Below are 11792 nucleotides of genomic sequence, written 5' to 3' on the forward strand. Positions count from 1 at the left end.
CCGCGAGCGCCGCCGAGCGGGCGTAGGCGTCCAGGCAGTCGGAGATCTCGCGGTCCGACATGGGATCGATCGGCTCCAGCCAGCGGGACACCTCGTCGTCGGGATAGGTGGTGACCCCCTTGTGCCCCCACAGGCCGGAGGGGCGCATCGGGCGGACGGCGTCGAGCGCGGCGCGGTGCTCCGGGTCCCACATGGAGTTGGCGCCCCAGAGCGGGCCGACGTGCCAGAGCTGCGCGACGATCGGCGCGCCGGCGGCGTGGACGGCGTCGACGACGACGCGCCAGGCGGCCACGGCGTCGGGCCCGTCGAGCCGGGGGATCGCGCTGTGGTCCACGGACGCCGGGTGGTCGATGCCGATGCCCTCGGTGACGACGAGCCCGGTCCCGCCGGCGGCGCGCGAGCGGTAGTGCTCGAGGACGGTCTCGCCGGGGCGGGCGCCGGGGGAGGTCATCTGCGTCATGGGCGACATGAGCACGCGGTTGGCCAGCTCCATCCCGCGGATGCGCAGGGGCTCGAAGAGGGGCGAGAGGTCGGGGGTGGTCATCCCTCTTTCCTACCGCGTAGGGGGTCCGGGCGCGTGATGGGCACAGGAAATGCAGATGGACTGAAGACGTGATGACCGAAGAAGTAGGCTGACCACCGTGAACATCCCTTCGGCCGAACACGGCAAAGTCGCTGCCGAGGCGCGTGCGCGTGCGCGGATCGACCGGCAGCTGGCCGATGCGGGATGGCATGTCCAAGACGCCTCGGCGATTAACCTGTTCGCCGGTGACGGCGTCGCGGTGCGTGAGGTCACTTTGAAACCCGGCCACGGGCGGGTCGATTATCTCCTCTATGCGGAGAAGAAGGTGGTAGGGGTCATCGAGGCCAAGCCTGCGGGCACCACGCTGGCCGGGGTCGAGTGGCAGTCCGCCATGTACGCAGTCGGGCTACCAGATGACAAGCTCAAGAGGGCGGTCACCGTCCACGATCGGCTGCCCTTCGTCTTCGAGGCGAGTGGCGCGGAGACTTACTTCACCAACGGGTACGACCCGGAGCCTCGGGCGCGCAGGGTGTTTTCTTTCCCGATGCCGGCCACGCTCGCCAAGATCCTGCGGGATGCCGAAGCGGAACCGGACCTGCCCACGTGGCGCGCCAAGGTTCGCCACCTCCCGGTGCTTGAGAAGGACCTTCTCCGGCCAGCTCAGATCACGGCTATTGAGGGCATCGAGAAGAGCCTGTTCGAGCAGCGCTTTGATCGTTCACTGGTCCAGATGGCCACCGGCGCGGGCAAGACCTACACGGCCGTCACGCTGGCGTACCGACTCCTGCAGTTCGGTGGATTCCGCCGGATCCTCTTCCTGGTGGACCGCAACAATCTCGCCGAGCAGACCATCGGCGAGTTCCAGAACTATCGCCTGCCCGGTGACGGCCGTCGGTTCACCGAGGTATTCGGGGTGGACAAGCTCACAGGAGGAGGCCTGCTCGAGTCGTCGAACGTGGTGGTCTCGACCATCCAGCGGGTCTACAAGACCCTGAGCGACGGCGAGGTGACGGCCGAGGACGACCCCGGTCTCGACGACTACGTCCCGGACACTCCCGTCACGGTTGCCTACTCACAGCATCTGCCCCCGGAGGCCTTCGACCTGGTGATCGTCGACGAGGCGCACCGGTCCATCTACGGGGTCTGGCGCGGGGTGCTGGAGTACTTCGACGCCCACGTGGTGGGACTGACCGCGACACCGGGCAAGCAGACCTTCGCCTTCTTTCGCCAGAACCTCGTCTCCGAGTACACCTACCCGCAGTCGGTCGCCGACCGTGTCAACGTGGACTTCGACCTCTACCGGATCCGGACCGAGCGCAGTGAACAGGGCGGGATGATCGAGGCAGGGACGATCGCGCCCAAGGTGGACAGGCGGACGCGCCGGGAGCGCCTGGAGAAGCTCGACGAGGACGTCGAGTACACACATAAGCAGCTCGACCGGGCGGTCACGGTCAAGTCCCAGATCCGGTTAGTGCTGGAGACCTTCCGGGATCGACTGTTCACCGAGATCTTCCCCGGTCGAACCCACGTGCCCAAGACCTTGATCTTCGCCAAAGACGACGCGCACGCGGAGGAGATCGTCCGCACGGTACGAGAGGTGTTCGGAAAGGGCAACGACTTCGCCGCCAAGATCACCTATACGGCCAAGGATGCCAAGGGCAGTCTGCAGGCCTTCCGCACGTCACCCTCGTTGCGGGTGGCCGTGACGGTCGACATGATCGCCACGGGCACCGACGTCCGCCCGCTGGAGTGCGTCTTCTTCATGCGCGACGTGCAGTCCGCGCAGTACTTCGAGCAGATGAAGGGCCGCGGATCGCGGACCATCTCCCCGGCGGACTTCAAGGCGGTGACTCCGGACGCCCCGGGCAAGACGCGGTTCGTCCTGGTGGACGCGGTCGGGGTGACCGAGCACGAGTTCGTGGAGCCGCCCCTCAACCGCGAGAAGGGAGTGGCACTCAAGAAACTCCTGGAGAAGGCCGCCGCGCTGACGCTGACGGAGGACGAGGCAGCCACCCTCGCGTCCAGGCTCGCCAAGCTCGAGCTGGAGCTGAGCCCGGAGGAGCGCGCCGAGCTCGATGAGGTGGCGGGGACTCCGGTGAAGGAGATCGTCCGCGGCCTGGTCGACGCCGTGGATACCGACGTGCAGGCGTCGATCGCGTCCGCGGCCGAGTCCGCCGGCCAGGATCCCGCAGCGGCGATCCAGGAGCTGATCGATCGTGCGGTGGAGCCGGTCGCCGCGAATCCGGAGCTGAGGAGCCGCATCCTCGAGCTGCGGGCGACTCACGACCGGATCATCGACGAGGTCAATCGCGACACTCTGATCGACGCCCACGGAGTGGTGGATCCGGGTCGAGCCCGCGACGTCGTCGAGGACTGGGCCGAGTACCTGCGGACCCATCGGGACGAGATCGCCGCCATCCAGGTGGCCACGGAGGCGAAGGACCGCCGGCTGCGGTTCGCGGACATCCAGGAGCTGGCCGACCGCATCGCCCGGCCCCCACACAACTGGACGCCGGACATCATCTGGGATGCCTACGCCCAGATCGACATCGACCGGGTGCGTAAGAGTGACCGCCATACGATGACCGACCTGGTCTCACTGCTACGGTTCACCCTCGGCCTTGACGACGAGCTGGTTCCGTATGCGGACCTGGTCAGAGAACGCTACGCGGGCTGGCTCACGCAGCAGGAGCAGGCGGGCACGGTGTTTACCGAGAGCGAGAGGTGGTGGCTGGACCGCATGGTCGACGTCATCGCGGCCTCGGCGGGAATCTCCGTCGACGACTTGGACATGTCGCCGTTCGACGAGCGCGGGGGAGTCGACGGCATTGTCCGCGATCTCGGGGACCGTGCCGAGTCCCTGATCGCCGAGTTGAACGATGAGCTGACGGCGTGAGCGGGCCGTGGCCCAGCGCGTCCTTGGGATCACTGGGGATCTGGCGTGGAGGCGGGACCCCTCGCAAAGGTGAGAAACGCTATTGGGAAGGTGGCACCATTCCTTGGGTGAGTCCGAAAGACATGGGTCCTGATGTCTTGTCGGATTCGGTTGATAGAATTACTCAGGTCGCCGTTGAGGAATCACCAGTCAAGCTCGTTCCAGCAGGGTCAATTGCAGTCGTGGTTCGATCCGGAATACTAGAGCGTCATCTTCCAGTTGCAGTCGTACCTTTCGAGGCCACGTTCAACCAAGACATGAAGGCGGTAGTCCCAGCCTCGGAAGTTGATGCTCGTTGGATTGCCTGGGGTTTGCGGAGTGTGGAAGGTGAGATCCTTCGAAAGTGTCGAAAGGCCGGAACAACGGTCGCCTCAATTGAGTTTTCAAAGTTGAAGCACTTCACCATTCGAGTTCCACCATTACTTGTTCAGAAACACGTCATTGACCTTATTGAAGACCACTTCACGCGGCTGGATAGTGCGGATCGGAGTTTGTCAGACGGAATAGAAAAGCTTCGAGCGCTTAGAGAAGTCCATGTGATTTCGGCAATCCTAGGAGGATCAACGGGCGAGACTGTGTCGCCAGAGCAGCTTGAAGCGGCTGGCACTATCGACGGTGACCTGGCGGAACTTCCCAGCGGATGGAGGTGGGCTCGACTTGGTGACGTTGCCGAGGTTCGCGGAGGGGTCACCAAAGATGCCAAGAAACAGAACGACCCTACGTTCGTGGAGGTTCCGTACCTACGGGTCGCCAACGTTCAGCGAGCAAGTTTGGACCTGTCCGAGGTGACAGCGATACGTATATCTTCGGAGAAGGCGACTGCTCTTCGACTAGAGCCGGGAGACGTACTTCTGAATGAAGGTGGCGATAGGGACAAGCTCGCCCGAGGGTGGGTGTGGGAGGGCCAAATCGAAGGCTGTATCCACCAGAACCATGTTTTCCGGGCCCGACCAAAGCCCGGGATCGATCCCTATTTCCTCTCGTGGACAGCCAACACCCTCGGCGGCAAGTGGGCGGAGGTAAATGGTCGCCAGAGCGTGAACCTAGCGTCAATTAGTCTCCGCACAATCCGAAAAATGCCCGTCATCGTCCCACCGCTCGAGGTCGCCAAACGAGCAGTCAATGAGCTACATGAGAAGCTCGCGGACTTGACACGGGCGGAAGAGGCATTTGAAGCCGCGCGGCAAAGGTCGGCCGGTCTCCGTCGGGCAGTGCTTACCGCCGCCTTCAGCGGGCGGCTCACTGGGCACCGCGTCGACGACGAAATCATCGAGGAGCTGGCAGAGGTATGACCGGCGATTCTGCTAGCGGCGTCGGTATCGAGCCGCATGCCAGTGATTCGGCGGAGCAGCGAGCGGCGGAACCGCTCATGCTGAAGCTACTCGGAGATCGACTCGGCAGAACTCTTGCACCGGCGAGCATCACGAGCCAGGACGGTGCCACTGTGCGAATCGACGGAGTGTCGCCAGACGGCGACGTCTTGGTCGAGTGTTGGGCGCATCAGGGACCGGCCAAACCGGCGCAACAGAAGAAGCTCGTCGTCGACGCCGTCAAACTGCACTGGATCGCAGGAGAGCTGTCGGAGCGACCCGATCAGTTGATTCTCTGCGTATCCGACCCTGCGGCGGTCCGGCATCTCCAAGGGCGCTCGTGGCAGCGACGTGCCATAGCGAGCCTGGGTGTCGAAGTCGAGGTAGTTGTACTTCCGACTGACGTCACCCAACGACTGACAGCAGTTCAGAGAAGGCAGTTCCGATGACCATCCCCGATTTTCAGACCGTCATGAGGCCAATCCTCGAGTTGTTGTCTGATGGCCAACCCCGACGGTCACGCGATGTGGCGGCATCAATAGCCGACCAGTTCGGCCTAGACGCGCAAGAGCGGTCACAGCTGATTCCCAGCGGTAAGGCGCGCACGTTCGACAACCGCGTTGGATGGTCGCTGACTCACCTGTCGCAGGCCGGGGTCGTCGAGCGCCCTAGCCGGGGCGTCGTCTCGATCACGGACGAGGGGCGGGCGATACTGGCGCGACATCCCGGGCGAATCGGGGTAAGGGAGCTCAACGAGTACCCGTCGTATCGAGAATTCCGGAGTCGCAAGAAGAGGGCTGTTGAGGATGATGCCCAGTCGGACGAGTCCTCAAGTGAGGAACTCACTCCGAGCGAGCTCGCTGCTCAGGCCGTCGAAATCAATCGTGCGGCCGTGGAAGGCGAGGTGCTCAAGTCGGCGCACGAGCTCTCGCCGGCGGGGTTCGAGAACCTCGTGATTCGTCTGCTGGAAAAGATGGGGTACGGCCGAGCGGGGTCGGTCGAGCGCACCAGCTTTTCCGGCGATGCCGGTGTCGACGGCATCATCAGCCAGGACCCTCTCGGCCTCGACCGCATCTACGTGCAGGCCAAGCGATACGCCGAGGAGCGCACAATCCATCGTCCGCGCATCCACGAGTTCGCGGGGGCGCTGCTCGGAAAGCAGGGGGACCGGGGTGTCTTCATCACCACTTCGACGTTCTCCGCCGGTGCGATCGCGGAGGCGGAGCGGATCAACGCCCGGATCGAACTCATCGACGGTCCACGTCTGGCCGAACTGCTGGTGGCCTACGGAGTCGGAGTGCAGGCTGAGCAAACCGTCACGCTCTACCGGCTCGACGAGGATTTCTTCGAGAGCTTGTAAGCGATTCGATGACGCATACGTGCAGGTGAGAGTGATTTTCCTTCAAGATTGTCGCTGTCGTCATCTATACTTCCCGTAACACTGACACCATCGGCCACAGTCGCGAAGGGGGTCGATTCTGATGCGTCACTACGGCATTCGACTGATCGACATGGACGCCCCCGACGGCGAGATCGATACCGACGACCTCGTCGCGATCGTCGCCGCGATGAAAAGACTGACCCGCCGGCTGACCAGAGAAGTCTTGGAGCAGCCGGGACAGGGCCGTCCTTCGGGAATGGTGGAGAGCCTGAGTCGGTCGCGGGTGGCAATGGGTACGGGTTCGACGACACTAGCCTTTACCGTTGGTGACCCGGCGGCGCTCGAAATCGACCCCATCGCCGAGGCCGTGGACGCTCGTTTCCGGGAACTCGTGTCCGACTTCGAGTCGGAGGACGGACCACAGAACGCATCGGAGTCAATCCTGGGTGCCGCAGCGGAACTCGCGAGAGCGGTGACTGCCGCAGCACCGGTAGCGGAGTTCTCCACCGGAGACGAGTCGTCGACGATCCCCGTCCGCCGAAGTGAGGTCCACCTCGATCGCTGGGTCGGCCGTATTCCGGCACCGGAGGTGATGCGGTCGCTGACGGGACGCCTCGAAATGGGCGATCTGCACTCGTCGGCGTTCAGGATCAGAGACGCGGTCGGCAACACTGTGGACCTCGTCGACGTTCCGGAACCGGAGACCGTCATTCCCTTCCTGGGAATGAACGTGACCGTGACCGGACTCCTCACCCCGGCGGTTGGCGCCACCAAGAACAGGATGCGGGCTCCGGAGATCACGCTGGCCGTCGGAGTGCTGGAACGACTCGGACTGGCCGAGCTGCCATCTATGGAGACGCTCCGCGAACAAGCCCGATCGGCACCCGAACCGCAACCACTGGACCTCACCGACGACGAGATCGACAGCTTCATGGCAGCGGTCCGTGAGTGAACCAGCAGTCCTGGTCGACACCAATGTGTGGAGTACTGTCATCCTCCCGGCCGGGAAGCACAATCAGACGCCTGAGCTCCTCAAGTGGCGAGGACTCCTCTTGGGTAGAGAGGTGGTGATCGCCGCGCAGACCGAGGCCGAGCTCCTATACGGCGCCTACAAGGCCTCGTGGGGTGCCACTCGCCTGCTGGGCCTTCGGCAGGCGATCGCCACGACACCGACGATCCCGGTGACGGCCGACGTCATCGAGGCCTTCGCGCGACTCAGGACAGAATGCAGGTTCGCCGGACACGCCCTTCAAGCAAAGGACCACATGGGCGACGCCTGGATCGCGGCCACTGGCATCGCTCATGGCTTTCCGTTGCTTACCGGTGACTCGATCTTCGGGGATACCCCCGGACTGACTCTCTTGGAGGACGCTTCGTGACCGACGCCCGCAGGCTCGTCGACAAGCTGTGGTCGTACTGCAACGTGCTACGCGACGACGGCGTGGGCGTAATCGAATACACCGAGCAGCTCACCTACCTGCTGTTCCTCAAGATGGCCCATGAGCGGGCGACCCGGCCCCTCAAGCCACAGCAGATCGTCCCCGAGGAGTACTCGTGGCAAAGGCTGGTCGACGCGCAAGGCGATGAGCTCGAGTTCGAGTACACGCGGATGCTCACCGGCCTGGCCAAGGAGCGCGGAGTCGTCGGCACCATCTTCCGCAAGGCGCAAAACCGCATTCAGGACCCGGCAAAGCTCCGCCGCATCGTCGTGGACCTCATCGACAAGGAGAACTGGTCGCAGTCCGGCACGGACATCCAGGGCGACGCCTACGAGTCGTTGCTGGCCAAGGGTGCGCAGGACAAGGGGTCGGGCGCTGGCCAGTACTTCACCCCACGCCCGCTGATCCAAGCGATCGTCGACGTGATCCAGCCGACCATCGAGGACACGGTCGTCGACCCGGCGTGTGGCACCGGTGGCTTCCTCCTCGTGGCACATGAGCACGCCGCTGGCACCGCCTCGTCTATGACCCCTACCCAGCGGCACAAGCTCCAGGAGAAGTTCGCCACCGGCTTCGAGCTGGTCGACGGCACCGCGCGGCTCGCCGCGATGAACGTGCTCCTCCACGGAATGGGCACGGCCAACGGCGAGTCACTCATCGAGGTCCGGGACGCGCTCGTCGCCGACCCGGGTCACCGGTGGTCCGTCGTCCTCACCAACCCGCCGTTCGGCCGGAAGTCCTCGGTGACGATGGTCGCCGCCGACGGCAGCCAGACCAGGGAGGACCGCGAGATCGAGCGCCAGGACTTCGTGGCCACCACCAGCAACAAGCAGCTCAACTTTGTCCAACACATCATGACGATCCTCGACACGAACGGTCGGGCCGCCGTGGTGTTGCCGGACAACGTGCTCTTCGAGGGCGGCGCCGGCGAGACCATCCGCCGCAAGCTGCTGGACGACTTCGACCTGCACACCATGCTCCGGCTGCCCACCGGCATCTTCTACGCACAGGGCGTCAAGGCCAACGTCCTCTTCTTTGACAAAAAGGTCGCCCGCCCGGGCACCCCGTGGACCGAGAAGCTCTGGGTGTACGACCTGCGGACCAACAAGCACTTCACGCTCAAGCAGAATCCGCTGCGCCGATCCGATCTTGACGAGTTCGTCGAGGCCTACCTTCCCGGCCGCCACCACGAGCGGACCGAGTCAGAGCGGTGGAAGCCGTTCACCTACGACGAGTTGGTCGCCCGCGACAAGGCGAACCTGGACATCACGTGGCTGCGGGACTCCTCGCTCGACGACCTCGACTCGCTGCCCTCGCCGGAGATCCTCGCCCGCGAGATCGTGGAGGCCCTGAGCGCGGCGTTGGCGGAATTCGAGGCGGTCGCGTCCTCCCTGGAGGAGCAGCTCTCGTCGTCGTCGCCCGGGACCTCAGCCCCCGACACCCTGGAGTAACACGGCCCCCGCGTGCCCGGCGGTCCCGTTTCCGCAGGACCTATAGACTGTCCGGGTCGGACCGCTGCCCACTGCATCCGTGCGCCGCACTGGTCCGCGCCGACAGAAGAGGAGCCCATGACGGACACGACGTTGCCGCCCGAGGCCGGGGGCCACGACCGGATCGAGCCGGTCGACATCCAGGCCGAGATGCAGAGAAGCTACATCGACTACTCGATGAGCGTCATCGTCGGGCGAGCACTCCCGGATGTGCGGGACGGGCTCAAGCCCGTGCACCGTCGCATCCTGTACGCGATGTGGGACAACGGCTACCGCCCCGAGCGTAGTTACGTGAAGTCGGCCAAGCCGGTCGCCGACACGATGGGTAACTACCACCCGCACGGTGACTCGGCGATCTACGACACCCTCGTGCGTCTCGCCCAGCCGTGGGCCATGCGGTACCCGATGGTCGACGGGCAGGGGAACTTCGGCTCGCGGGGCAACGACGGCGCCGCGGCCATGCGCTACACCGAGTGCAAGATGACCCCGCTGGCCATGGAGATGGTCCGGGACATCGACAAGAACACCGTCGATTTCCAGCCGAACTACGACGGCAAGACGTCCGAGCCGGTCGTCCTGCCCTCGCGTATCCCGAACCTACTGGTCAACGGCTCGAGCGGTATCGCCGTCGGTATGGCCACCAAGATGCCGCCGCACAACCTGCGCGAGGTCGCCGAGGCGATCTACTGGTGCCTGGACAACCCGGATGCCGGCGAGGAGGAGACCCTCGCGGCGTGCATGGAACGGATCAAGGGCCCGGACTTCCCGACGCACGGTTACATCGTCGGCGACCAGGGGATCAAGGACGCCTACTCCACGGGTCGAGGCTCGATCCGCATGCGGGGCAAGACCTCCATCGAGGAGGAGGGCAACCGGACGGTCATCGTCATCACGGAGCTGCCCTACGAGGTCAACCCGGACAACATGATCCTGTCGATCGCCGAGCAGCTGCGCGACGGCAAGATCGCCGGCATCTCGAAGATCGACGACGAGTCCTCGGACCGCGTCGGCCTGCGCATCGTCGTCACGCTCAAGCGGGACGCCGTGGCCAAGGTGGTGCTGAACAACCTCTACAAGCACTCGCAGCTGCAGACGTCGTTCGGCGCCAACATGTTGTCCATCGTGGACGGTGTCCCGCGGACGCTGGCGCTGAACCATCTCGTGCGTCTGTACGTCGCGCACCAGGTCGAGGTCATCGTCCGGCGCACCCAGTACCTGCTCGACGAGGCCGAGAAGCGCGCCCACATTCTTCGTGGTCTGGTCAAGGCACTCGATGCGCTCGACGAGGTCATCGCCCTGATCCGTCGGTCGGAGACCGTCGAGATCGCCCGAGAGGGCCTCAAGGACCTCCTCGAGATCGACGACGACCAGGCGCAGGCGATCCTCGACATGCAGCTGCGCCGCCTGGCGGCCCTGGAGCGCCAGAAGATCATCGATCAGCTCGCCGCGATCGAGCTCGAGATCGCCGACTACAAGGACATCCTGGCCAAGCCGGAGCGTCAGCGCGCGATCGTCGGTGACGAGCTGCGCGAGATCGTCGAGAAGTACGGCGACGACCGTCGGACCCGCATCATCCCCGCGGACGGAGACGTCACAGACGAGGACCTCATCGCCCGCGAGGACGTCGTCGTCACGATCACGGAGACCGGGTACGCCAAGCGCACCCGGACGGACCTGTACCGCGCCCAGAAGCGCGGCGGCAAGGGCGTGCGCGGAGCGGAGCTCAAGCAGGACGACATCGTCCGCCACTTCTTCGTCTCCTCGACGCACGACTGGCTGCTGTTCTTCACCACGAAGGGCCGGGTCTACAGGATCAAGGCCTACGAGCTCCCGGAGGCCAACCGCACGGCCCGCGGCCAGCACGTGGCCAATCTCCTGGCGTTCCAGCCGGAGGAGCGGATCGCCGGCGTCATCCGGATCAAGAGCTACCAGGACGCGCCGTACCTCGTCCTGGCCACCCGCAACGGCCTGGTCAAGAAGTCGCGGCTCGAGGACTACGACTCCCCGCGTTCCGGCGGCCTCATCGCGGTCAACCTGCGCGACGGGGACGAGTTGGTCGGCGCCGCGCTGGCCGGACCGGACGACGACCTGCTGCTGGTGTCGGAGAAGGGCCAGTCGATCCGCTTCCACGCCAACGACGACACACTCCGCCCGATGGGGCGCGCGACGTCCGGCGTGATGGGTATGCGGTTCAACGACGGCGACGCGCTGCTGAGCATGTCCGTGGTCCGTGCGGACACGTCGGACCAGGAGAAGTACTTCCTGCTGGTGGCCACCGAGCGCGGGTACTCCAAGCGCACCGCGCTGAGCGAGTACACGGCCCAGGGGCGCGGCGGCAAGGGCGTGCTCACGCTCATGTTCGATCCCAAGCGCGGCAAGCTCGTCGGTGCGACGATCGTGGAGCTGCAGGACGAGCTGTACGCGATCACGTCCAGTGGCGGCGTCATCCGCACGTTCGCCAAGCAGGTCCGCAAGGCCGGCCGGCAGACCAAGGGCGTGCGTCTGATGAACCTCGCCGAGGGCGACTCGCTCCTGGCCATCGCCCGCAACGCGGACGAGCCCGACGACGAGGACAAGGCCGAGGCCGAGTCCATCACGGAGGAGTAGGCGATGACCGACCCGACCGATCCGGCCGCCGCGCGTCCCGAGACCGCGGGTTCTGGGACCGCGGGTTCCGGTACCGAAGGTCCCGGCGCCGGGGCGACCGCCCCGGC

8 protein-coding genes and 1 pseudogene are annotated in these 11792 nt (G+C 65.1%); 8 read left to right on the forward strand and 1 reads right to left on the reverse strand.

The features are described 5' to 3' along the window. Positions 1–544, reverse strand: a pseudogene (locus tag G6030_RS02610) (12-oxophytodienoate reductase); the annotation flags it as partial. 97 nt (positions 545–641) lie between these two features. Here G6030_RS02610 and G6030_RS02615 point away from each other — a divergent pair. The 8 genes from G6030_RS02615 to gyrA all read left to right on the forward strand — a co-directional run bounded on the left by G6030_RS02615 (position 642) and on the right by gyrA (position 11685). After that, complete coding sequence (locus G6030_RS02615; protein WP_182642114.1) at positions 642–3419, forward strand: DEAD/DEAH box helicase family protein; 2778 nt, start codon at positions 642–644, stop codon at positions 3417–3419. Continuing rightward, positions 3416–4750: a restriction endonuclease subunit S gene (locus G6030_RS16820; protein WP_182642115.1), complete on the forward strand. Its 1335-nt coding sequence runs from the start codon at positions 3416–3418 to the stop codon at positions 4748–4750. Before G6030_RS02615 ends, G6030_RS16820 begins: the two co-directional genes overlap by 4 nt. Beyond that, positions 4747–5217 carry a hypothetical protein gene (locus G6030_RS02625; protein ID WP_139019068.1) on the forward strand — a complete coding sequence of 157 codons (471 nt, stop codon included), beginning with the start codon at positions 4747–4749 and terminating at the stop codon, positions 5215–5217. Before G6030_RS16820 ends, G6030_RS02625 begins: the two co-directional genes overlap by 4 nt. Next, positions 5214–6128, forward strand: coding sequence for a restriction endonuclease (locus tag G6030_RS02630; protein WP_182642116.1), 915 nt, complete (start codon positions 5214–5216; stop codon positions 6126–6128). The genes G6030_RS02625 and G6030_RS02630 overlap by 4 nt, the downstream gene beginning before the upstream one ends. A gap of 151 nt (positions 6129–6279) precedes the next feature. Further along, entirely contained in the window at positions 6280–7101 is an 822-nt protein-coding gene (locus G6030_RS02635) for a hypothetical protein (protein ID WP_182642117.1), read from the forward strand. Beyond that, positions 7094–7528, forward strand: coding sequence for a PIN domain-containing protein (locus tag G6030_RS02640; RefSeq protein ID WP_182642118.1), 435 nt, complete (start codon positions 7094–7096; stop codon positions 7526–7528). Before G6030_RS02635 ends, G6030_RS02640 begins: the two co-directional genes overlap by 8 nt. Further along, complete coding sequence (locus G6030_RS02645) at positions 7525–9039, forward strand: class I SAM-dependent DNA methyltransferase (protein WP_182642119.1); 1515 nt, start codon at positions 7525–7527, stop codon at positions 9037–9039. Before G6030_RS02640 ends, G6030_RS02645 begins: the two co-directional genes overlap by 4 nt. 117 nt (positions 9040–9156) lie before the next feature. After that, positions 9157–11685, forward strand: a complete 2529-nt coding sequence (gene gyrA, locus G6030_RS02650) for a DNA gyrase subunit A (RefSeq protein WP_182642120.1) — start codon at positions 9157–9159, stop codon at positions 11683–11685. Positions 11686–11792 lie beyond the last annotated feature (107 nt).

The organism is Dietzia sp. E1 (assembly GCF_014145015.1).
Classification (GTDB): Bacteria; Actinomycetota; Actinomycetes; order Mycobacteriales; family Mycobacteriaceae; genus Dietzia; species Dietzia cinnamea_A.

What these genes read in the sequence shown, in the direction of transcription:
- G6030_RS02635 (WP_182642117.1), top strand. Translation starts at nt 6,280, where the DNA reads ATGGACGCCCCCGACGGCGAGATCGATACCGACGACCTCGTCGCGATC.
- G6030_RS02625 (WP_139019068.1), top strand. Translation starts at nt 4,747, where the DNA reads ATGACCGGCGATTCTGCTAGCGGCGTCGGTATCGAGCCGCATGCCAGT.
- gyrA (WP_182642120.1), top strand. Translation starts at nt 9,157, where the DNA reads ATGACGGACACGACGTTGCCGCCCGAGGCCGGGGGCCACGACCGGATC.
- G6030_RS02630 (WP_182642116.1), top strand. Translation starts at nt 5,214, where the DNA reads ATGACCATCCCCGATTTTCAGACCGTCATGAGGCCAATCCTCGAGTTG.